Raw genomic sequence first — 24,575 nt, 5'->3', positions numbered from 1 at the left:
AAATGATGAACTGAAGTCGATACTGGGTCAATATAGCGAGACCGATATATTGCTCAACAGCATCAAAAAAGAGACAAGTCAGAAGCGGTCTACTCCAGCGGTCACTTCGTGCGCGTTCTGCCGAATTAAAATACGTGTTTGCGAAAAATTTAACATTTTGCACAAACCATGTGGACAAAGCACCCGCCCAGCAAACATCGAAGCGGTGTCCTGACAGAGCCTTCGTTACCTGCATGAATCAGGTAAAATTTGCCTTTTTACGCCAACCCTGTTTTGTTTCGTTCACCCTAAGCACATGTCGCGATTTGATCACTTAGAAGCGCAAGAATTCCCCTTTCTGTATGCACTCGCATTATTCGACGCCCCCTTAAGTCAAAATGTGATGTTAGAACTTCTGCTACAGCGACGAGAATCCTTCAGCAAAGGCGGCGAAGTTCCTGGCGTCATCGCAGTGCGTGATCAGCTCACTGTGCTGTGCGAAAAACAATTGGTGATTGCAATCAGCGGGAAAGGCTATGCACTGACAAGCGGCCTGCGCGAGCCTTTAATTGTACATTTGCTTTCCCATAGCGACGTGCGAAATTGGGTGGAAAGTATTCGAGTCATCCTTGGAAAACGTGAGGAATACAAACATTGGAAAACGCACAACGCTGCATTTTGTCGTCGCGAATTATTTTTCTCATGTTTAATCAACGACGTTGAAGGTATTGCATACTGGCGAAACCATTTCTTTGAAGCGCGCACTGGTGAAAAGAAGACCCTCACTGAAAGTCTGTTTGAAAATCCAGATGGGCAAAGTATCTTCCAACAGTTTTCTGGGCTAACTCGTGGCGTTCTTCTGTCTGATTTGTTTTACCAAGCAAATTGGCATGCAAGCGATTGCCAGTTGGCGTACAACTACACGCTACAAGATCTTACTGGCCTAGGTGAAGGCATTCACTATGTCGTGGAACATCTCATCTGGCAAACGTTTTTACGAGGAGATTTTACATCGCTCCAGACTCTCCAACCACACTGTGGCGAGGCGCATTTACCTGTATTCCATTTTGTACAAGCGATCATCGCGATGGACTATGCGACAGCACTTTCCCATACCGACGATATCGCCAAATCAATCAAAAAACTGACAGGCAAACGCAAGATTCATTTATCGGATTTAACCGGCCTACTGTATAGCGTTTGCCTGCTCGCCATCGACACTGATGAAAATCGCAAGAAACTGAAAGAGCACGTTGATGAAGGGATCAAGCAAAATGATGCCTTTACCTATTATTTACTAGAAGCCTTAAGCAATCATTTGGCAAAAGGCGTGCCACTGGTTTCAAAACGTTTTGTTTTACAACGCGAACTCGGAAGCGAAACTGTGTTCGAAGGTCTCGCCCTTTTTTGGGAAAGTGAACCAAATCGCGACGATGCGCTATCGCGACTCAAGGCCGCACTGCAGCTTTACACCCAACATGGCTATACCTGGCTAGCTGCAGAAACTGACGCCTTGCTCGTGAAACAATACGGCGAACCAGCGCAGCTCCCAAATTGGCACACCCAACATCGAATGCGGCCTCTGTATTTGGCATTGCAACGTGAAGAGTCTTGGCAGCGTGCGTTGACCGCATTAAGTCAACTAAGCCAACAACAGCAACAGAAAGACAGTACCGACCAACGCCTCATATGGCTACTTACCCTACACAAGGATGACATTGCACTCGAACCTCGCGAACAGAAACGCAGTGCGAAAGCCGTGTGGAGTAAGGGGCGCCCTATCGCACTTAGACGCCTCGTCCAAGAACAAGAAAAACTCGGCTTTTTGAGTCTGCAAGATAAACAAATCCTCGGATGTCTACAAAAAAGTAGCGACCACTACTATGGACAAGCGGAATACCAGCTTGACACCGACCGCGCCTTACCGTTGTTAGTCAATCATCCTCAAGTTTATTGGAGTGACGCTCCCGATGTCAGGATCGATATCGTCAGTGCTGATCTCGCCTTGATTTTAAAAGAAAGAGATCAGCACATCAGTCTCCAATTGGAGCCGCCTATCCATACGCAGCAAGCCTATGTGATCCGAAAAGAAACGCCAACACGGCTCGCAATTTATACATCCAATTCGGAGATTAAGCAGATTGCAGGCATACTGGGAACCGGACTGACCGTACCAATTGCCGCGAAAGGCCAATTGGTAGATGTGATTGCTGCGATCGCCCCCCACCTGACAATTCATTCCGATCTACCTGAACTCGCACAACAATTTCAATCCATTGATGCTGACACTACGATCTACGCCCATCTCCTTCCCTTGAAGGAGGGACTACGTCTACAGCTCTTAGTGCGACCGCTGACAGAAGGTGCCTGGTTTGCACCGGGCAAGGGAGCCGCAAATTTATTTGGTGAAGTGGAAGGAGGAACGGTACAAGCGCGCCGTGACTTGGTAGAAGAGAAAAAACGCATGCAGGCAATCATCGCTGCTTGCCCTACTTTTCAAGAAGCGATAGAAGACTATCACGAATGGCAATGGCAAGACCCGCAGCAGTGTCTAGAACTACTCAGTGAACTTAAGTCACTCCCTGATACTGAAATACAATTGGTATGGCCTGAAGGGGAACGTTTCCGTCTGCAAGGACAACGTTCCTTAGGTCAGCTGCGCCTCAGTATAAAGAAGCAAGGCGAATGGTTCGTCGCCGGCGGTGAGGTGAGTCTGGACGATGGTCGAGTACTGGCTTTACGCGACTTGCTACAAATGGCAGAAAGCAGCAAAGGCCGTTTCTTGAAATTAGGAGACAATGATTTTCTCGCATTAACAGAGACATTTCGAAAACGTTTAGATGAGCTGCGACGTTTTGGCGAGGCCCAGGGTAAAGAGGGTATTCGGATCCATTCACTCGCAGCGGGTGTACTGACGGAACTCGCAAACGAAGTAGGTGAACTCAAAACTGATCAAGCGTGGCGCGATCAAATCAGCAGAATCGAATCCATCGCAGAATTCATGCCACAAGTTCCATCGACTTTACAAGCGCAATTACGAGACTATCAGCTAGACGGTTTTCGATGGCTGGCGAGACTGGCGCATTGGGGTGTGGGTGCTTGTCTAGCAGACGATATGGGTCTAGGAAAAACCGTGCAAACTCTCGCGCTGCTAGTATCGCGAGCACCAGAGGGACCTGCCTTGGTGATCGCGCCGATTTCCGTTGCGATGAATTGGCAAAGTGAAGTCGCGCGCTTTGCACCAACCTTGCGTATTCGTGCCTATCAGCGCAATCGCACACTCGATCATCTTGGCCCATTCGATATCGTGATTGCAAGCTATGGCATGCTACAACAAGATGCGGAAGCGTTCGCAGCACAGCATTGGCATAGTATCGTCTTAGATGAAGCCCAAGTCATCAAGAATGCAGCGACCAAACGCAGTCAAGCAGCGATGGCATTGCAAGCCAATTTCAAAATGATTGCAAGTGGTACGCCGGTTGAAAATCACTTGGGTGAGTTGTGGAATCTTTTCCGTTTCATTAATCCGGGTCTACTTGGATCGCGAGAACACTTCACCGAAAAGTTTAGCCAACCGATAGAGAAAGGTGACAAAGAGGCACGGATTCACCTCAAAAAACTCATCCAAGCGTTTATTCTACGACGCACCAAAACACAAGTACTGAGTGAGCTGCCGCCTCGAACTGAAATTCAATTACAGGTGGCCTTAAGCGATGAAGAACGTCATTTATATGAGGCCCTCAGGCAGGAAGCAGTCGATAAAATTGCACAACTCGAGCCCAATTCAGGCCAATCGATGCAGGTCTTGGCCGAGATTACGAAACTTAGAAGGTTTTGCTGTCACCCTAGACTCGTACTAAAAAACGCGCAGATGACGGGTAGCAAGCTCACGGTCTTGCAACACACAATTCAAGAACTTCTGGAGAATCGGCACAAGGCCTTAGTGTTTAGTCAATTTGTCGACCATCTTGCTATCGTCCGCGCGTGGTTAGACGAGGCAGGAATCGATTATCAATACCTTGATGGCGGAACCACCGCAATCGAGAGAAAGAAACGGGTCGATGCATTTCAGGCGGGCTCGGGCGATATTTTCCTGATTAGCTTGAAAGCGGGTGGTACTGGACTCAATTTGACGGCAGCAGACTATGTGATCCACCTTGATCCTTGGTGGAATCCAGCAGTTGAAGATCAAGCATCAGATCGTGCGCACCGCATGGGACAACAACGCCCGGTCACCGTTTATCGACTGGTGACCCAAGATACCATCGAGGAGCGCATTATTGCTTTGCATGCGGAAAAACGTGATCTTGCGGATAGTTTATTAGAAGGCGGTGATACAAGTGGGCGTCTCGATACCGATGCTTTATTACAGTTGCTCAAAGAAAGTGCTTAGATTGCATCGACCCGACATCCAATTCGTCGTGCAAAGCAAACTCAAAGAACAAAAATCAACTACAGCAATGCATTTCAATGATATGGTTGAGCTTACACACTCGCACTTCGCGACCTTCATGCGCTTGCAACCCCAGTCCCCAACCCAGTCTTATAAAGTGAGATTGTATTTTTCATACGAGTTACCATGCCAAGTGAAGTCTACGATCTCAACGACAATACCATGATGCGTGACCTGCCGCTCAGCTTGCAACACTATGAGTTGCGTTTCCGCATGGTGACCGATCATCCTCATTGGATTAGTTACGGCGCTTGGGACAAACATCTACATCGCTTAGTTGTGATTACCGAGATCCGCTTAAACAATGAAGAGACGGCGGTGTTTCTGCAGCGTGCGCGCATCGCAGCCTCACTTAGTCATCGTGCTTTCGCAAAAATTCACGCTTTAGAAGCCAGCGACACTTCTACCTTCATCGTTACTGAGTATGTGCAGGGATCCGATCTCAACACATGGATTGCACAGCGGCATAACAAACTCTTAGCCGCGCTAATGCACATCCGACAACTTGCAGCGGCATTACTGGAAGCACAGGCCGCGGGATTAGTGGATATTGCACTCCAAGCTAACCATCTTCTGATTGACCAAAATCAGCACATCAGAATTCTCAATTTGCTATCAAGCTTCACTTCGAAATTGCCTTCCGATCGGCCTAACAATCTCCGGGCGCTGGCGGTGATTTTCTATCGTATGTTGACCGGGATTATTCCTGACGACGAACAACATTCCGAGCATTGGAGCTGGCCAACAGCCGTCACGCCAGCAATCCGAGAACTGATTCTATCCATGCTAAGCGAAGAGGAAATCAATCGAATCAGCTATCAAGACCTAATTGAGGCGTGCAATCAGCAAATCGATGCCGAAGGTGGTTCCGGCAGTTTGTCTGGGAGCGAACTGCAGCAATTGTCGCAACAACTTCAAGCGGCACGGTATAAAAGGCGACGTTTGCAAGTCGGTTTCACACTTTGCGGTGCATTATTGGTGGGTGGTGTTATTCTTAATGCACCAGATGATTGGAAATGGAAACTCCAAGCATTCATCCCTTTTTCCGCAAGTCGTGAATTTAAATTGGGCATGCGAGCACTAGCACGATACGACCTTCCGCCCATGCTAGACGCGGCGACCCAACATTTCAATCGTATTTTAGAACGTGATCCTAACAATGCTGCTGCAATCGCTGGACTTTCCATCGTATATAGCTACCGCTACCGTAGCAACAATCCAGATGAATTCTGGTTAGGCAAAGCAAAGGCCAGCTCGCAACTTGCGCAAAGTCTTAACCCGAATCTCGCGGTCAGTCAGATCGCCCTCGCTTTGGTGCTCGATCCAAGGCAAGATTTCGAATTGGCGATCAAAGCTGCGCGTAAAGCAAAAGAACTGCAACCCGACAATTTGCTCGCGTGGCAAACGGAAGTTCGGGTCTTGTTATTATCGCGCCAATTCGAAAAAACAATTCAAGCCAGTGATTTAGCGTTAAAAAAATTTCCGTTCGACTGGCTATTGCTTAATCTTAAGGGCGTCGCGCTATTAAATCAGGTCAAACACGCAGAAGCTGAACAACAGTTTCGACTGAGTATTCAACATCACCCTGATGTCACACTCTCGTATGGTTTCTTGGCAACCACGCTTGATGGCCTAAACCGTAAAGAAGAAGCCTTACAAGTACTTCAACAGGGCTTACAAGTACGTCCAGATGCGGTGTTGTATCTACGCTTAGGGCAAACTCAGTTCGCACGTGGCGAACTGGCGATTGCCTTATCTGCATTCGAAAAATCCATACAACAGAATCCACAGAGCTACGAAGTTTGGAACTCCTTCGCTGAGGCGCTTATTCTTGACCCAACTCGCACGCAAGAAGCGCATGCTGCTTTTCAGAGATCACTCGAACTGTTGTCCGTGCGTTTAGCACGTAGTCCAAATGATAGTTGGTTGGTGATTCAAGCAGCTTGCATCGAAGCAACGCTCGGACATAGCGCTCGCGCACGGTCCTCCATCGACCATGCGCTCAGAACGAAACAAACCAACCCTCAAATTTACTTGCTTGCTGCGCGCGCCTATGCCGAACTGAATGAACCGACTTTGGCTATGGAAAATTTAGCCATCGCACGCTCGCTAGGAACGACCGAAGCGCAGATAATGGAGATACGGCAATTAAAACATTTATCGCTCGCATCGAATGCAAACAAATAAAACGGCAATAGCGCGCGCCACACAATAGTATGGTGTAGCAAGAAAATTTTTCATCAGATCCGCTCTATTCCATCCCTAAGCCCAGTCTTGCAGATGTTCAAAAAAAACTGATGCGATAGGCGACAACCGCTTACCCTGCGGGTAGATAATCCACCAATTCGAATGAATAGGAAATTCCGCAACAGGCAACACCACCAATCCTTCCGATGCAGGTTGATGATTTAAAGCATGACGTGAAATCACCGCGATGCCAAGGCCCCCAGCGACAGCTTGCTTAATCGCCTCATTGCTGCCCAGCTCAAGACGAATCTTGGGCTTGAGTTGATGGGCTTCAAAAAAACGATTGCATGCCATACGTGTGCCTGAGCCAGCCTCACGTAGCACAAATTGTTCGTTTTCGATTTGGTCAAGTTTGATGCGTTTTCGGCTCGCAAAACGATGGTCTAGCGGTGCAATCAAAACAAGTGGGTTTTCCATAAATTGATGACGCTCAAGATCCATATCACTTGGCGGCATCGACATAATATATAAGTCATCCGCATTCGCCTTGAGTCGATTCACAACCCCGTCTCGATTCAAGACTTCAAAGGCAATATCGATCTCTGGATATTGCTTGCAGAAATTCCCCAACATTCGTGGCACGAAATATTTTGCCGTGCTGACCACCGCGACACGTAATTGCCCCTTCGTGTGACCCTTTAGGGCGTTCAGTGTTTGCTCGAGATAATTCATTTCCTTTTCCAACAATAACGCAGACTGAACTACGGCCTCGCCTGCGGATGTGAGATAAACCTGTTTCCCGACCACTTCGTGCAAAGGTAAACCAAACTCTTCAGCCAAGGCCTTTAACTGCATCGAGACGGTAGGCTGGGTAATGTGGCACGCATGCGCTGCAGCAGTGATATTTCGACATTCGGCCACAGCGAGTAACACTCTGAGCTGTCGAAAAGTGATATTCATCATATTTAGTCTATGGTAACAATCATTATTATTGATTTTACTCTATACAACGATCACTCTACAATCGCGCCCACTCACAACACGCTAGAAGGAATTACTTAGATGCCGAGCTTTACCGATCCTGTCATATTATTTTTTCTTTTTGGACTTTTCGCTGGTGCTTGTCGATCAAATTTAGAGATTCCGCCTGCCATATCACGCTTTTTGTCTCTGTATTTGCTGATGGCGCTGGGACTAAAGGGAGGATTTGCGATTGCAAAAACGGGAATGACGAATCAAGTTATCCTCTCACTTGCATGCGCAATTGGATTGGCCATTATTATTCCTTTACTCGCTTACCAAGTTTTGCGTCTGTTTATTTCAAGTTTCGACGCCGCAGCGGTTGCAGCAACATATGGTTCAGTCAGTGCGGTCACTTTTATTACAGCGACACAGGTACTCGAACAAAGACATATCGACTTTGGCGGCTATATGGCGGCAGCAATGGCATTAATGGAATCACCCGCGATGATCATTGCGATCTTTTTCGCGAACCGCCAACGACAAAAACTGACTGCCAATCGAAATCTAAGCGCAACATCGAGTCACACGGATTCACCGCACTCGATCAGTAAGCTACTCCATGAATCACTGACGGATGGCGCGCAATTGCTGCTAATTGGTTCCTTACTAATCGGGATCATCAGCGGTGCGACCGGAGAGGCAATCATGCGACCATTCTCAGTTGATCTATTCAAAGGACTATTAGCCTTCTTCTTACTCGACATGGGATTATTGGCAGCCCGGAACTTAAGTGGGCTACGCCAGCAGTCACCATGGATACTGGTATTTGCCGTCGTCGCGCCACTATGCCATGCGGCGATCGCTCTATCGCTAGCATGGGTCTGCCAAGTTTCACTCGGTGATGCCATCCTCTTAATGGTCCTAGCATCGAGCGCGTCCTATATTGCGGTGCCTGCCGTCATTCGATACGCCATACCGGAAGCGAATCCTAGTCTCTATATAGGCATGTCTCTAGGTTTAACCTTTCCGCTGAATTTGCTATGTGGTATTCCTCTTTACATCTCTATCGCAAGTCAATTGTATGGATTCGCCGCACCATAAAAAAAAGCCTGGTGAAGCACCAGGCTTTTTTTACACATAGCGATTCACATTACGGTGTGCAAGTAACGCCGACTGCTGAAAATGCTGCCGTCACATCCGCTTTAACATAGCCACGATTTACCGCAGCTTTTTCAACGCCACAAGCGCCTTGGTTAAACGTGCTGTTTGCGGTCCAATACAAACGATTTGCATCTGCCATCACTTGGAAAGCTTTTTGTACATTCCATCCTGTTTTTGTAGCCAACAAGTAGAATGCCTTGTTGTACACACCGCTAGAGTAATGCACATCTAAGGAGCTCGTGTATTTCGACGCATTGTCAATCGATGCGCCATCCAATGGTGGATTATTCATGTAACGCAACGCACCTGATCCTTTGAAAATTTCTTTACCGACTAAGAAGTCGTTCGAGCCTTTCATGTAGAACTCGGCAGCCTCGCCCGCCATGTCGGAAAACGCTTCATTCATACCACCCGACATACCGGAATACACCAAACCAGAATTTTGTTCGGTAAAGCCATGGCTCACTTCGTGTGATGTCACGTCCAGAGAAACCAAAGGATAGAACGTGGTCGCACCATCACCGAAATACATCGCTGTACCATCCCAGAATGCATTTTCGTAAGCACGTTTGTAATGCACACGCATTAACAATTTTTGGCTAATTGGGCGGACACCCACCCAAGCTTGGTACATGTTGAAGACCACACCGCCGAAGTAGTGCGCATCATTCATTGGCGCGTAGCCGCCATTAATCGTTTTGACGGTGTTACGTGGGCAAGTAAAGCTATGTGGCGCAGAAGGAACCTTCGTCAAAGAATTCATGTTGTAGGTCGCAACATTCGTATTATTCAATGAACAGGTCGAGCCGCTTTGTGTCACATTCAGATAGCCATACTTCGTACCAAACTCGTACTGACCCGTTTTCGTATTGCCGCCAGGACCCGTGCCGTTTGCATGGTTAATACCTTCCCATTGGCTCAATACTTGACCAGTGTTCGCATCCAACATCGTAAATGGACGGCGTGGCTCATCTGTGTTGGTCGCGTTAAATGAAACAACATAGACCAAGTGTGCAACACCGTTATCACCGCGTTTCACATACATTTTAACTTGATCATTTTCTGTCTCGAAAATTTGTGCTTTTGTTTTCGCTTGAATCAGCGCATCTGCTTTGGAGAAAATCGGGCGGATAGTAGGCAGATCGCGATCGATATTGCGCAGGAGAGCGCCAGTTAAATGCGAACGACCATTTTTTTCGACGTGCTCGACCACGGCTTCATTCCATACTGGGACACCTTGGAAGAGTTGTTGATGGCGAGTGACTTTCAGACCGTTAGCGTAAGTCGTGCTCCGTTCTGCTTTCAAATCGCCTGCTTTGATACCCATGCCGGCGATGCTTGCATTGCCAAAGCCAGTGAAGACTTCGCGATCTGCTGCCTGAGCACTGAAGGCGCTGGCAACTAAGATTGCGATTAAAGCTGGACGTACTACGTTATTTTGCTGCTTTACCATAATTAATTTTCCCCAAATATTTTTAAATAATTATGAACAGACTGAATTATCGAAAACGGCCAGACTAGCTGGCCCCTTTCACATTGACTTCAACAACCCATTTTGAAATCAATGCTTGCCGCTTTTGACGACAAGATCTCCCCGAACGTTCGACCTGACCCAATTCATCGCAAATCTTCTTGGGTTCTGAATTTGTATGAAAAGTGTAGCGATTCGTATCAATTTGTACGAGACAAAATTTTTGGGTAGAGGATTCTAATTTTTGTCAAAATAGGCTGGTTTACATAGACGAAAACTAAATTAAATGTGGTCTGAAAAATATTTTTTGGAGTTGTAAAAAACAAACGGAGATGTTTTTAATGCTATTTATTAATATAAATAATTATGTCGATTTGCAACTTTTTTCAACAAAATCATTTCCATTGAGAAACAATACCACTTATTCTAGTCTCGAAAGAGATGCGTAAAGTTTCTACTAACCAGTAACTTCTCGGCATGTCCTTTGATTAATAGCTGCATGCGTTCCGCATCCAGCCGTTCTGCGGCAGCGATTGCTTTCACATTCACGACTGTGGAACGATGCACTTGCCAGTATCGTTCGGTGTCCAAACCCTCCAATAAGTCCTTCAAAGGGGTTCGCACCAAGGCTTCAAACTCGGCCAATACTACGCGCGTGTATTTCGTGTCTGATTGAAAAAATAAGATGTCGTCGACATCAATCAATCGAATTTGCTTACCAACACTGGCTTTAATCCACTTGATTCTTTCATGCTTTTGACTCGGCATTAACGCCTGCAAATTTTTCAACACTGCGCTGATATCTGCTGGGTTAGACCGCAATTTCATTTCAACTCTTTGCAAGGACTTTTCCAGACGTTCCTCTTGTACGGGTTTAAGCAGGTAATCTATCGCACCTGCCTCGAATGCCTCAATCGCGTATTGGTCGTAGGCGGTAATGAAAACAATATGCGCAGCATGACCAATTTTTTGCGCAACCTGTAAACCAGACAAGCCAGGCATACGAATATCAAGAAAAACTAATTCTGGTTGGTGCTCTAAAAAACCATCCCAAGCATCGTTCCCATTTTCAGCAATCATGACGATATTCGCTTCTGGCCACAGTTTTTCCAAGAGAGTTCGGAGCCGCGTTTGCATTAAGGGTTCGTCTTCTGCAATTAAGATTTTGATGTTCATGAATTTTCCTGTGGTTAACTGAGCGTTTGCATTCATCAATTCGATCTTCAAACTCTGATTTAAACACCTTGTGGAATAATTGGCATGCGCAATTCCGCCAATACGCCACCCGTCTCAACTTCGCTGATAGCAAGCTCGGCTCGCGCACCGTACAACAAGCGCAAGCGATCTCGTACATTTTGGAGACCGATTCCAGTACTCGGCTTATCACTCAAACCTATGCCACTATCTTGCACCAATACCACCACGGTGTCTTCGATTTTGCTTGCTGAAATCTGAATGGATCCACCACGCAGCGATGGTTCAATACCATGCTTGATCGCATTCTCAGCGAGCGTCAACAAGACCATACTTGGAAGCTTTATGTCGCCCAAATCGCGTGGTAAGTCCAAATGGAATTCCAGACGCGACCCCATTCTTACTTGCATGACCTCAAGATACGCACGCACTAATTGAAATTCTTCCGCAAGACTAATTTGATCTGAACGCATCTCACTCATACTTGCCCGCAAAAATACAATCAAGTTCGCTGTCAGTTGCGCGGCTTGCGGTGCTCCTTGTTCTGCCAACTGTTGCACCGCGCCCAAGGTATTAAAAAGGAAATGGGGTTCAATCTGTGCCCGTAATAGGCGCAGTTGGGATTCACTGGCTTGTCGTGCATTCTTCTCACGCTCGGCTTCTAATTCCAACTGAGCATTAATCGTTTCATAGTTCTTGTTCCGCCAACCTGCCACCATACCAATGAGTAGTGCATAAATCACCCCAAGGATCAGGGCGACTTTGATGACATTCGGCGCATCTTGCTCAATGCTCTGCACGATATTTTTTCCCTTAATCAAGGCACCGACCATCGCCCCACCTAAGAGTCCCACACAGACGCCCAGCGCGCCACTCAATAAAACACGAAGCCGATGTTTGGCAATTTGTCGATAATTGAACCAAATACCAATCAAAGAAAAGCTTAAAGCCCAACCGATGAGATTCGCGACTAGAACCAACACCCACCAGTCTAACTTTGGGCGAAACAACTGCAAGAACAATCCGAACATGCTAAACAACAAGCAGAGCTTCGCGATAGCCCACCACAGCTTGGCACCACGGAATGACACAGAGAACTCACGAAGTTGCGCGCGCTCAATTGGACTAAGCGAGCCTAGACGCCGTGCAAGACAGCGGCGCCATGGACTATCAATCTGTTCGATTGCTTTTGGGTTCGCGAGAACGCCTAATAATTCCTCATCCCAATGGGCATACCAAGATGTCATTTTTTTCCACATTTTTCTCACCTTTCTTGTTGGTTAGAGCAAGTTCCGATGCGGCAATATAAAACAGCCTAAGCATTTCCTTGTAACGGATTGAGATCGACGACGATTTCTTTGGTCTGAAACACGAAAAGTTCAAAACACCTATCCGTTTCAGCAGCGACTTCCACTTGCATAAGGATGCGATCGTATGAACTTGTCTCTATCTGTGATCACCTTAATTTGCGTCAAAGCAAAATACCTCAACTTTCTTCACCCAAACAGACCTAATCGCCTTTTCACGATTCCCAATAGGTTGAACATGCCCTATGATAGAAAATATGCCGCGCCCATTTTTCATTTCCTAGGATGTCTACTATGTCTGAATCGAATTCACTCAACACCGCAAGGACCGCGCGTTATCATCAACTTAGCATTCGCTTACACTGGCTGATGCTGATTTTATTGATTGCCGTGTACGCGACAATTGAGCTACGCGAATTTTTCCCTAAAGGTAGCGACCCGCGCAAAGCCATGAAGATGTGGCATTTTATGCTCGGCCTCTCAGTCCTAGGCTTTGTATTTGTCCGCATTCTCGCTAGAATCCGCAGCACAACACCAGCCATCGTGCCCACTCCACCTGCATGGCAAGAAAAACTCGCCAAACTCATGCATTTCGCATTGTACGCACTGATGATAGGCATGCCATTGGCGGGTTGGATGATTCTCAGTGCAGAAGGCCAGAGCATCCCATTTTTCGGTTTGGAACTCCCCGCACTAATTGGCACAGACAAAGCGCTCGCGGAGCAAATCGAAGAGATTCATGTCACGATAGGAAAATGCGGCTATTTTCTTATTGGCTTCCATGCACTTGCTGGGCTTTATCATCACTACATCGTGAAGGACAACACGCTCAAACGCATGCTACCTTAGGGCGAGCGTGACTGCTTTATTCTCTACATCATCGACCAAATAGATGTCCCAAATTCGATTGCGATACGTAGTACGCAATCCATCACATGGCTACATATCCACCCCATTGCATTCAGAATTGCCGATTGAAATCGGCAATTTTTTTTGGAAATAAAAATTGAGGATAGTGATCTATTTATCCATAGAGACGGACTTCAAAAACTGAATCAGTTTCTTTAAAAAGATGGCATCCAATACCATGTTGGGATCACTATAAGACGCCACTTGAAGTGTAGTATCAGCTGGCACGGTCTTCATAATATGATTCATTCCCTTGATAATATGCAGTTCGGCTTTTGGCTGTGCTTGGGCTAGCTGAATAGCCTGTGCAACGCCAACTTGGATATCCGTATCACCTTGAAATACCGCCGTCGGAATCGTCAACTTTTTGATGATATCAGTGGGTACAATGGGGAACCAAGAGATCAAATAATTTTGTACACTAGGACGATAGAGTGCCAGAAGCGGAGCGGGAATGTCGGCAACAGTTTCTGATTTTTCTAGGCGGCTTAAAATCGTTTCATTGATCTTTGCAAGATCAGGTGGCAATTTATCCGCAAGCTGCATACGTAAAATTTTTGCAGCAGATTGCGCCGGACCTGCTATCGATACATAGGACTTGACTGCATTGCTGCCTTCTTGTTCACTCTGTTTTTCTTGCATCAACTGCTGCACGGCGAGCAAACCCAAGGTCGCGCCTTCACTGTGACCAAAAACGATCACACCACTAAACCGCGCATCTCGATTTAGAGTTTGTATCCATTTCTTGACATCATTCACGTAGGTCTGAAAGCGCAAGTCTTCCTCGCGCATTCCAGCGGCGAAACTTTCGCCTATGCCGCGCTTATCAAACCGAACCGAAGCGAAACCGGCAATCACGAGTTCTTCCGCGAGCATCTTTAAGCCATTATTTTTTCCTGGCAATGCTGGACTATTTCCATCGCGATCAGTTGGTCCAGATCCAGAGAGAATCAAGACGACCGCTGGTTTTGTTTTATGCGCAGGGATGAGCAGACTTCCATATAAAGTATTGGCTCCTTCGCCAATAACAATGCTACTTTGAATAAACTCAGCACGCGCTGAAATGACGCTAAATAGCAAACCTAGGAACAAGCTACATTTCACAAAACGAATCCACTGCATCATGCATTCCTCCATTTTCAAAGGCCAGACGAGGCCATTCGGCACCCAACTATCAGCGCGATTGTAGAGGATTATCAAATAGATTTACTAGAAAATTAATCAAACGTAGAGACTTATGCCGACGCTGGTGATGGTGCTCGGCATATACGCTTCCCGCACCGCATTGGTCTGCTGATTACGTGACGAATCTGGCTGCCCCAGCATCGATGACTGACTCGAAAAAGGCACGGAAGCCAACACAGCCATTGCTTGAATTTCCATCTGTTGTGCGCTGGCCGCAACAGCGCGATCCTGCGCGGAAGGATCGGCTGGCGCAAGTGCTGCAGCTTGAATTTGACGTGCTTTCTGTATCGTTTCAGCGGGCGTTTGACCCGGTGATGTGTCAATGCTGACTTCACCAGCAACCGCATAATTCACACCGTCAGGACCTTTTTCATAGGTGAAACTCGCTGCCGAGGTCGCCAATCCCCCGCTTACTGCCAAATGCGCTAATTCGTGTTGCCGCACAGCCAAGTCGCGTGCTTGTAATTTAGCCAGTTGTGTCAACTCAACATCACTGAGTCCAGACGATGTCGACGACGAAATGGATAAACTAAGCTGTGACGAAGTGACACTGGTATCTTGCGCTGTCGTATTGCTGCCCACGGACTTATTCTCAGATCCACGACGACCAACATAAAGTCCTGTCGCATAGTTTGTTGCAGATTCGATTGCGCCGACTGCCATACCGAACTCCATCTGATCCTGACTAGAACTTCATGATAGTTCGCAAGAATCAAAAAGACAATCTCAACAGAATGCGAATATGATCGATTTAAGACGACAAGAAGAGGAGCTCATTTTAGCGCGACCTTGCCGGCAATGACTTTATGAATCAACACAAGCTTGCGCATATCTTCTGGCAATACGGCAAGCTTTTGAATTTCATTGGATTCAAATCGATACGCATTCCGATAAGTTTCTACATGCTGCGTAATCCGCGAAGGGTAACGTGTGACATGTGCCTCGTCTTTCAGAAATACCGCAACAAAATCGTTCCATTGCCCTGTCCCTTGCTCGCTGACATAGGATTCGAGCAATGCTGCTGGTATTCCATTCCGTTTTGCCCATGTAACCAGCGCCTTTCCGCTATCGGGATAAAAACGCCAACAGTCCACCGGATATTGATGAAAAGCGCCATTCGATGGCACATTCAAATAAAACAAGCCATGAGGCTTGAGAACCCTCATCACCTCTAAGAATACCAACCAAAACATTTCTGAATGTTCAAAACAGGAGCTCGAAACAATCACATCCATGGACGCATCGGCAAACGGCAATTGGTAGGGATCATCTAAGACGACGTCAACACCCTTCGCGGCAACAAAATCCACCCCTGTATAAGAGAAAGTTGGAGAAAAAATAGGCCGTAGACTGCCGTTCACATCTTGTGAACCAATTTCCATGACTTGTGCGTCGGGCGAAAAACCGGAATGATAATGATCGAAGAAAAGTTGACAATTCTGCAGTGCACTTGGATGCATGAAGTTCTCTTTAAAATTTGCGTTTCGCTGATAAATCAACAGAAATCAAGGGGTTAAAATTGGGTAGTTAAAATGCACAAAGTCCGATTTGAATACGGCATTAATCTTCTCGATGTTTTGCGGCTCAAATAATTTCGCGTAGCGAAACCCATGAATTGCTTGCACTTTCGGGAGTTCACTCGCCGGAGTCTGGTTCACTGACACAGTGGATGCAGGCTCCAAGCCATACAGTTCACAGAGTCGAGCAAAATCCTCTTCAAAGCTCTCTACCTTGCCAACAAAATCTACCACCAACTGATCTACACGATGTGTCCAATAGGAGCAAGGATGGAGATATAAACTACTGTTACGACCAAGTTCTAAGATCTTATGTAGCGGCAACTGCGCAAACCATCGATTGATGTCAAAGCTCGATCGACAAATTTCTTCAAAATTATCTGCCAATTGTTGTGTTACCAATTGGTGTATCCAGCTTGCGGGCAGTTGCCATTTGGGTTGCGACAAGGCATCGCGCAAAATTTGTTGGAATCCTGAATACACTCGATCATATGGGTTGCGCACAAATACCGCGAGCCGATAGCCTAGTTGCGCTTCGGGTAACAAAGAAAAATCAGCCAAGGTAATATGTTGATGCACAACTCGCTGCAAATAAGGATTGAAATGATAGCTCTTCGGATAGGGAGACTGATCAAGATGCTTCAAACGGAAACGAATTGTCTGACTCGCCGTTTTCCACGGGAATAGAATCACGAGACGATGCTGATGACTAATGATCATCGACACACCCTCCCGAATCGACTTGTACCAATTCGCGATACCAACGCAGTAGCCAGATTGCCCACGCCCCGTACGTCGTCTCTCGAGTTTCGCAAAGTGACTATCATCAGATTATCCTTGCCAATGTCTTAGACCATGGGCGATTCGGTCAACCGCAACTTGCAAACGCGATAAATCCTGAGTATAGGCGAATCGTACATGTTGCTGTGCGCGATGTTGACCAAAATCCAAGCCCGGCGTAAATGCGAGGTGTTCCGTCTCTAAAAAATGCTGACAGAAGCGATACGCATCCCCACCAAACGCACTCATATCGGCATAAAGATAAAACGCGCCTTGCGGCTCCACTTCAATTTTAAATCCGAGTTCACGCAATGCTGGCAAAAGAAAATCTCGACGTTGCGCGAATGCTTGACGTCGTTCCTCGAAAATCGCAATGCTCTCAGGCTCAAAACAAGCCAATGCCGCATATTGCGCCACACTTGATGCGCTGATATATAGGTTCTGCGCCAGTTTTTCCAACTCGGGCACCGCGGCGTCAGGTGCGACCAACCAACCAAGTCGCCATCCAGTCATACCAAAATATTTTGAAAAACTATTCAACACAAAAGCATGATCATCGACCTCAAGCACACTACACGCATCCGTTCCATAAGTCAGTCCATGATAGATTTCGTCGACCACCAAATGTTGCCCTTGTGCGCTTAACACGTCAGAAATCGACCGCAATTGATCGCGATCAAGTATTGTTCCCGTAGGATTGGCCGGTGAAGCAACTAAAGATCCAACTGTATTTTCGTCCGAAAAATGACGAATTAAATCGGCGGTCAATTGGTAGTTTGATTCGGCACCAACTGGCACCAATTTAGCGGAAGCTTCAACAAGGCGTAAAAAGTGACGGTTGCACGGATAACCAGGGTCTGCCATTAGCCAGTGCTTACCAGGATTGACTAATAAACTCGTAGCCAACAACAACGCGCCAGAACCGCCTGGTGTGATCAAGATACGATGTGGTGCAATCTGAAGTCCATAACGTATTTGATAAAACTGACTAATGGCTTCACGTAAAGCTGGCAATCCGCGTGCCGCGGTATAGCGTGTATGGCCTGCGGCCAATGCAGCTTGCCCTGCTCGAATAATCGGTGCCGCTGTGACAAAATCTGGCTCACCGATTTCAAGATGTATGACGTCATGTCCAGCAGCTTGCAATTCATTTGCGCGAGCCAGCAACGCCATGACGTGAAATGGTTCTATTGCTTGGCTGCGCTGACTGTAAGATCGCGCTATTGTCGCACTGGCTTTTCTACTTTCCATAACTTCCTTAAAGGGCACTAAGTCGATATCGACAGTGTAACGTTAAGCCGCATTGATAGAAATGTCATTGAAGCAAATCAGAGAAGACGCAGAGCTAACCATGGGTGATAGCTGTTGATTCATCCGTTTTTTCGTCATGCGCTGTGTCGATTCCGCTGCGATATTAATTTGGACCGCCAGCAAGGAGATGGGCCAGTGCTTCTTCGTAAGCATAGTCCGCGATGAATTGGGCAATTTCGTTCACACGTTCAGTCTCCATAAACTGCGCGAAGATATGCCGATGCTGATCAAAAAATTGAGGGCAGTCGCCACTGTCGCTGCGCAATAATTCGATGAGTTGTTGTGAACTTGATTGCCATTGTTCGGGGCTCACCACGAGCTTATCCTGATCGACTGAGGAGGCGGGGATCGGAACGACTGGCAAATGACGTAAATCGCTCAACACATTTTGTAGGGAGATCGCCAATTTTTCGGCCAAATTGAGACAATGCTCTGGCAAGCCATCCGATTGAATTGCTGTTTCTAATTGACTCGCGTCTAGCTGCAATTGTGTCGCGCCAATACTGCCGGCCAAACCTTTTAGTGTATGAACGCAAAGTAAGGCCCGTTCAAACTGTTGCTGCATAATGGATTCATAAATTTGGGCGGAAGTCTGCGTTTGGCCCTCACGAAAACGATGCAGCACCTGTACGTACAGACTCGCTTTCCCCATCATTAAACTCAAACCGCGCTGTGCATCGATATGTCTAAAATGAGAAAAATCGTCGGCGTCGATCGTCGCCATCGTTTCACCTGTCACCTGATAGTCCGCTTGCTCTTGCTGAATAGCCAAACTCGATGCGGTCGTGACTTTGTGTTTCAACCAACGTGCCAAGGTTGAAAACAAGGCAGTCGGTTGTACTGGTTTCGAAAGAAAATCCTGCATTCCTTCTTCCAAACAACGCTGACGAACATCCGCCATCGCATGTGCCGTCATCGCAATAATCGGAATTGCATAGTAAATAGCTTGCTGACGTATCGCGATGGTGGCCTGATGTCCGTCCATGCCAGGCATCTCAAGATCCATCAAAATTAAATCGAATGTTGCAACTGCGTGTTGTTCCAAAATAGTCAAAGCTTGCTGCCCACCATCGGCAACCGTTACATGGATGCCTACCGTCGCAAGCAATTCGACCGCGATTTGTTGATTGATCTGATTATCTTCGACCAACAAAATCCGTGTGTCGTGATAAGTTTGGTGCGTATTTGACAGGGTCGTTCCCATCTGTTGCAGCGTCAACTCACTACACAGATCAAATGGCAAACTAAATTCAAAACATGAACCTAGGCCAATTTCACTGGTAGCGTGAATGTGGCCACCGAGCAAGTCGACCAGCTGGTGTGAGATCGACAAGCCTAGACCCGTTCCGCCAAACTTACGACTAGTAGAGCTATCTGCCTGGGTGAATGCAGAAAATAATCTCGAAAGTTGATCATTCGTCATACCAATACCCGTGTCTCGCACTGAGAAATGGAGATTTAGACTCTTTGCTGGATGTTGACTATGGCTCCCATTGAGTTCCACTGTGAGTGACACCTCACCCTGTTCGGTAAACTTGATCGCATTATTGACTAAATTAACAAGAATTTGTCCTAGCCGTAGTGCGTCGCCGACGAGATAACGTGGGATATGCGGCGGGACATCAATACTCAATCGCAAGCCTTTTTCAAAGGCCCGCTGCGCCGTCACTGTGTTCACATGCGTCATCACATCATCGAGAGAAAAAGGACTGAAATCGACTTCCATTTTTCCCGCTTCGATCTTAGAAAAATCCAGAATACTATTAATAATTCCCAACAATGTATTGCCAGCCTCGTGGATCTTATTCAAATAATCCCGTTGTCGTGGGCTCATTTCAGTGCGTAAAGAAAGATAGGCCAAACCAATGATTGCATTCATCGGCGTGCGAATTTCGTGACTCATGGTCGCAAGGAATGCGCTTTTTGCTAGGTTCGCCGACTCTGCTGCTTCACGCGCTTGCAATTCTGCAGCGATTTTGTCCGCTAACATTTGTTGGTGCGAGCGTTGCGCCTCGGCCTGCAAATCTTGATCCAGCAGTGCAGCCGTTTGCACTAAAGTTCGGATTTCATCGGGGCGATATTGATTGAAGTCAGGTCGACCACCAATTAATAACATTCCAGTCAAATTACCGCGATGGGTGAAAGGAATCACCAAGGCATTTTCACCAGCAACATCGCTCAAGGAGAGTGGCACACGAGCGCGCAAAATTCGCGCTAAGTCGCCCCCCCAAGTTTCAATTTCTTTAGGCGCTAGGACAAAATCGCCCGCGATTTTGCGACATTGGCCATCGTGGTAGAGATAAATCGCACTCAGCGCCCCGCCCGTGTAGGAATGAAAACTATGAATATAGTGCTCCAGCAGCGCTTCTCTGCCCTGAATATCAGCGGCGTTCGCTACGGCAATTTGCAGCGCCTCCTCCTGTACCCGCCATTTCGGATACAACCAAGTTCGAACCAAACGCTCCGAGATTTCTCGCCACGGTCTATATGCAAGGATGAAAATAAGCCCACAAACGAAGTCGAACATCAAGGTCTTCCATCGGGCATCCAAATTCAAATAACGCGTAGCGAATAACTGCATCAAAATCAAACAAGTAATTAGGCCAAGCGCGAGCAAAACATAGACGCTAAATCGATTCAATGCAAAACTAAAATCGAATAAACGATTTCGAAGTAAGGCATAACCTAGACCGCCATAAGCGAGAAAAATAATCAGATTAATGCACAACTCAAAATAGGCGAGCGAAATTTCCTCGTCCATGATGCGGAATAAGTTATAGAACAGATAGATCGCATAGATATGGCTCATACAAAAACCAATCCAAGCCAAACGTTGGCGTGTAATGCCACTGCTCGCACGCCAGGAAATCGCTAAAGCACCTAAAGAAAATATCACGGATGTGATTGCCATCGCGCGGCGCCACAAACGTAAATTCAAAAATTCACGCAGTTCCCAGGGTAACAATTCCAAATTTTGTGCGATGTAACAGCATGTATAGCTCGCAAAGAAAAGCGCATAAATATAGAAAACAATCCTGACCCAACGCAAACGCCAATGAGGTCGACTCTCTGGAAAGATCAGACAGAAATACGTAAAAAAAACATAGCCGACAAATAACTCAATCGGAAACAAGTAGGCGGTCAACCAATTTTGTAATGCACCTCCCGGTAAATACGTAATGAAGGTGTCTGGAATAATCGCCATCATTGCCATCGCCAATGCACGCATCGGTGTACTATTCGCATGCCGCCGTACCAACATCAGAATAATAAACATCGCGATAAATGTCGTGGCAAACTGCAGCAAAGTGACAGATAGCCAAATTTCTGCATGGCGCAAATTTTTAGGATGTGGACTGAGTACCAATAATTTGCCAACTGGTGTCGTTTCACCGGATGGGAACCACCAAAGCCGCACCTGCTCATCCAAGCTCAACAAACGACTTTGATCACCCAATTGCTCGAAAACGACACGATCGCCGACTTTGGCGCCGGCCTTCAGTAAAGGGGAACCTGGCTCCAGTTTTTCTATCGGTAGTCGGTAGTGACGATCTGGAACACCAAAGATCGCGCCAATTTCACCTGCCACAAGCGGGGCAGCTTTGCGCTGCCATTGACTGCTAGCCCAAATATCCAAAATGCCGAGCACGACCACGAGCGTCAGCATCACTATTTTGTAGTGCCAATCAGAAAATGAGGCTTTATTTTTCAACATGCGGCAATCTAATGAATCCGATTATGGGAATCTGGGTAAGCTGAGATTCTAAAGGTGAAGTACAGCTTTCTAGCCATTTTTATAAAAAAATTGCCCAAAATCAGCGTTTTCTGTTGCGCAACTGGTCTTCTAGATTCATCGGAACTCGATCCCCGCGGGCGTGTCGATAGGATTCACTTTCCTACATAGAGACGAATCGATCAACCCATCTCGGACTCAGCAAAGCATGATTGATCTCAAGTTTCGCGATATGATGCCAAGCTTCCCCCTCCTGAACGGACGGATGCGAATGCAGAACAAGGATTTGGAGCGTACAAAGCATGTTAATTAATTGTGTGGCCTACCAAGAAGGAAAGAAACTCGCCGATATTTCGGTGGAAGACATTAGTGAATATGTCAAGAGAAGCGATTGCTTTGTATGGGTTGCGTTAAAAGATGCAGAAGCCGATGAACTGACGCAGATGCAGGGGGAATTTGGCCTACATGAGTTAGCCGTAGAAGATTCGATGAAGGGACATCAACGTCCAAAAATCGAAGAATATGGCGATTCTCTCTTCGCTGTCATGCAAACTGTAGAAATCATCGATGGGGAATTATCTGTCGGCGAAGTCGATGTCTTTGTCGGTGAAAACTACGTTTTATCAACGCGCAATCGCTGCCAACAAGGTTTTCTTGGGGTCAGGTCTCGCTGCGAGCGTGAACCGCATCATCTCATGAAGGGTTCTGCCTTTGTTTTGTACGCCTTGATGGATGCGGTGGTCGATCGTTATTTCCCAGTGGTGGATGCTTTGGAGTCAGAACTAGAAGCAATAGAAGACCACATTTTTACCCAAGGCTCACAACGTTTAAATATTGAACAACTGTACCAACTTAAACGTAAAGTGATGATTTTAAAACATGCCGTTGCACCTTTACTCGAAGCAGTTAGCAAGCTTGATGGTGGACGCGTTCCACCGATCTGTGTCGGCACGCAAGAATATTTCCGCGATGTGCACGATCATCTCTACCGCATCAATACATCAATTGAATCGATCCGGGACACGATCAGCACGGCGATACAAGTTAGTTTATCGCTGGTCAACATTGACGAAAGCGAAGTTAACAAACGACTCGCTGCTTGGGCTGCGATCTTTGCGGTAGCAACCGCCTTCGCTGGGATCTGGGGTATGAATTTTGAACATATGCCAGAACTCAAATGGGAATATGGTTATCCCGCTGCACTTGGATTGATGGTAAGTGTCTGCGCTTACCTATATTATCGCTTCAAAAAATCTGGTTGGTTGTGAGGACTATGGAATTTGGGTGAACGATTCACCAAAAAGAAGTCCGTCGAGAGACATCGATTTGGCGAAATTTGGCGAATCGTGTCGCCCATTAGATAGTGCGATCGTTCCCTATCCAATCTTAGAAAGTTTTGCCCACCATAGCCACAACAGAAGTTCTACCAAGGAATTTTCCATTCGCGGGTGAGGCATAAGCAACTTCACCAGCATTCGTACCAATGACAGCTAAAGACGCACTGAGGACGCCGAAATCTTTCGTAACGCCGATTTTCCAATCGGTATAGGTGTAGGTATTATTGTTTTTCACTTGTTGATGCCCCGCATGTAAATTCAAGACCAAGCCACTGTCTATTTCCACGTTCGCACCGATGTCTAGGTAGCCACTGTTTTTACTGCTTGCAAAGCCAAACAAATTCGTCGTGGAGTTCGAATATTTCGCATACACTGAACCGTAATTGAGCTGACCATAAATCTCTGTCGTATTCGCGCTCACGGCCAATCCATTGGATGGATACACGTAAGTCAAAACACCGACGTCATAACTGATGTCACTAGTCAATGCACCGCGCTTACCTGCATACAAATCGACTTCAACACTACCTCCACCGCCTGCGTCTTTGGTCCATTTGATGGTGGATGCCCACACACCTGCATACAAGCCAGATGGATTATTCACATAATCTGCACCGCCTTGCAAAGCGGGTTGTAAACGGGTTTGAGAGATGCCGCGATAACGATAGTCGGTGGCTAAGGCTGCATTGAAGCTGACTTAATGTTCAGGCTTCACAGTTGGTGCTGCATCTTGTGCTTGCGCTGCTTGGTTGCTAAACAAAGTCGCGATAGCTGCAACTACGAATACGTTTTTCATTTTACTTCCTTTCAAATTAACGACGGTGTCGTTCTGGTGAATGTTCTTGTTGAATCAGTCTTCAGCAAGGACACAAATACTTTTTACTGCGTCAGCCCTGCGCAGGCAGGAGTCCAGTGTCTTCGGTTGATCAAACAACGCCGCTAGGTTCCCGCAGACAGCACGTGGGAATGACAAGATTTGCGGTACATTCCCTGTTGTACTTCAATCACTTCGACCTATCTGATAATCGACGCTACAAAAATTAGGCGTACAGAGACCCTATCGACGAATCAATTGATCGTCGATTGCT

General features: G+C 46.7%; 15 protein-coding genes and 1 pseudogene. 5 read left to right on the top strand and 11 right to left on the bottom strand.

The features are described from left to right. Positions 1-295: 295 nt before the first annotated feature. Together KDM90_RS16270 and KDM90_RS16265 are read left to right on the top strand one after the other, a co-directional pair. Entirely contained in the window at positions 296-4,372 is a 4,077-nt protein-coding gene (locus KDM90_RS16270) for a DEAD/DEAH box helicase (protein WP_212676686.1), read from the top strand. 186 nt (positions 4,373-4,558) lie between these two features. After that, positions 4,559-6,619: a tetratricopeptide repeat protein gene (locus KDM90_RS16265; RefSeq protein WP_212676685.1), complete on the top strand. Its 2,061-nt coding sequence runs from the start codon at positions 4,559-4,561 to the stop codon at positions 6,617-6,619. A 75-nt stretch (positions 6,620-6,694) separates the two neighbouring features. On the opposite strand, the gene KDM90_RS16260 is transcribed toward KDM90_RS16265, so the two are convergent. Continuing rightward, complete coding sequence (locus KDM90_RS16260) at positions 6,695-7,582, bottom strand: LysR family transcriptional regulator (RefSeq protein ID WP_329605337.1); 888 nt, start codon at positions 7,580-7,582, stop codon at positions 6,695-6,697. A 99-nt stretch (positions 7,583-7,681) separates the two neighbouring features. On the opposite strand from KDM90_RS16260, the gene KDM90_RS16255 reads away from it, so the two are divergent. Continuing rightward, entirely contained in the window at positions 7,682-8,683 is a 1,002-nt protein-coding gene (locus tag KDM90_RS16255) for a sodium-dependent bicarbonate transport family permease (protein ID WP_212676684.1), read from the top strand. Between the two features lie 49 nt (positions 8,684-8,732). On the opposite strand, the gene KDM90_RS16250 is transcribed toward KDM90_RS16255, so the two are convergent. From KDM90_RS16250 to KDM90_RS16240, 3 genes are all read right to left on the bottom strand, one after another. Continuing rightward, positions 8,733-10,196, bottom strand: a complete 1,464-nt coding sequence (locus KDM90_RS16250; RefSeq protein ID WP_212676683.1) for a M4 family metallopeptidase — start codon at positions 10,194-10,196, stop codon at positions 8,733-8,735. A 444-nt stretch (positions 10,197-10,640) separates the two neighbouring features. Further along, positions 10,641-11,390 carry a LytR/AlgR family response regulator transcription factor gene (locus KDM90_RS16245; protein WP_212676682.1) on the bottom strand — a complete coding sequence of 250 codons (750 nt, stop codon included), beginning with the start codon at positions 11,388-11,390 and terminating at the stop codon, positions 10,641-10,643. Positions 11,391-11,449: 59 nt separating this feature from the next. Continuing rightward, the gene (locus KDM90_RS16240) at positions 11,450-12,667 is read right to left on the bottom strand and encodes a sensor histidine kinase (protein ID WP_212676681.1); all 1,218 of its coding nucleotides are present in this window, start codon (positions 12,665-12,667) and stop codon (positions 11,450-11,452) included. A gap of 342 nt (positions 12,668-13,009) precedes the next feature. Here KDM90_RS16240 and KDM90_RS16235 point away from each other — a divergent pair, with 342 nt between their 5' ends. Beyond that, positions 13,010-13,564: a cytochrome b gene (locus KDM90_RS16235; protein ID WP_212676680.1), complete on the top strand. Its 555-nt coding sequence runs from the start codon at positions 13,010-13,012 to the stop codon at positions 13,562-13,564. Positions 13,565-13,735: 171 nt separating this feature from the next. Here KDM90_RS16235 and KDM90_RS16230 read toward each other — a convergent pair whose 3' ends face one another. From KDM90_RS16230 to KDM90_RS16205, 6 genes are all read right to left on the bottom strand, one after another. Continuing rightward, positions 13,736-14,749, bottom strand: a complete 1,014-nt coding sequence (locus KDM90_RS16230) for an alpha/beta hydrolase (RefSeq protein WP_212676679.1) — start codon at positions 14,747-14,749, stop codon at positions 13,736-13,738. Positions 14,750-14,845: 96 nt separating this feature from the next. Then, on the bottom strand, positions 14,846-15,472 hold the full coding sequence (locus KDM90_RS16225; RefSeq protein WP_212676678.1) for a putative metalloprotease CJM1_0395 family protein: 627 nt from the start codon (positions 15,470-15,472) through the stop codon (positions 14,846-14,848). A 110-nt stretch (positions 15,473-15,582) separates the two neighbouring features. Further along, positions 15,583-16,269: a methyltransferase domain-containing protein gene (locus KDM90_RS16220; protein ID WP_212676677.1), complete on the bottom strand. Its 687-nt coding sequence runs from the start codon at positions 16,267-16,269 to the stop codon at positions 15,583-15,585. 45 nt (positions 16,270-16,314) lie between these two features. After that, entirely contained in the window at positions 16,315-17,046 is a 732-nt protein-coding gene (locus KDM90_RS16215; protein WP_212676676.1) for a sulfotransferase family 2 domain-containing protein, read from the bottom strand. Between the two features lie 111 nt (positions 17,047-17,157). After that, positions 17,158-18,357, bottom strand: coding sequence for a pyridoxal phosphate-dependent aminotransferase (locus KDM90_RS16210; RefSeq protein WP_212676675.1), 1,200 nt, complete (start codon positions 18,355-18,357; stop codon positions 17,158-17,160). A 163-nt stretch (positions 18,358-18,520) separates the two neighbouring features. Next, the gene (locus KDM90_RS16205) at positions 18,521-22,132 is read right to left on the bottom strand and encodes a hybrid sensor histidine kinase/response regulator (RefSeq protein ID WP_212676674.1); all 3,612 of its coding nucleotides are present in this window, start codon (positions 22,130-22,132) and stop codon (positions 18,521-18,523) included. Positions 22,133-22,452: 320 nt separating this feature from the next. Between KDM90_RS16205 and corA the strand changes: the two genes are divergently transcribed. Then, on the top strand, positions 22,453-23,418 hold the full coding sequence (corA, locus tag KDM90_RS16200; RefSeq protein ID WP_212676673.1) for a magnesium/cobalt transporter CorA: 966 nt from the start codon (positions 22,453-22,455) through the stop codon (positions 23,416-23,418). A 118-nt stretch (positions 23,419-23,536) separates the two neighbouring features. Here corA and KDM90_RS16195 read toward each other — a convergent pair. Next, positions 23,537-24,283 (bottom strand): annotated as a pseudogene (locus tag KDM90_RS16195) (TorF family putative porin). Between the last annotated feature and the right edge of the window lie 292 nt (positions 24,284-24,575).

It is taken from the genome of Affinundibacterium fentianense (assembly GCF_018139545.1).
GTDB classification, from domain to species: Bacteria; Pseudomonadota; Gammaproteobacteria; order Burkholderiales; family Burkholderiaceae_D; genus Undibacterium; species Undibacterium fentianense.
Note: the sequence above shows the minus strand (reverse complement) of the source record. Positions and strands in the feature narration are given on the sequence as shown.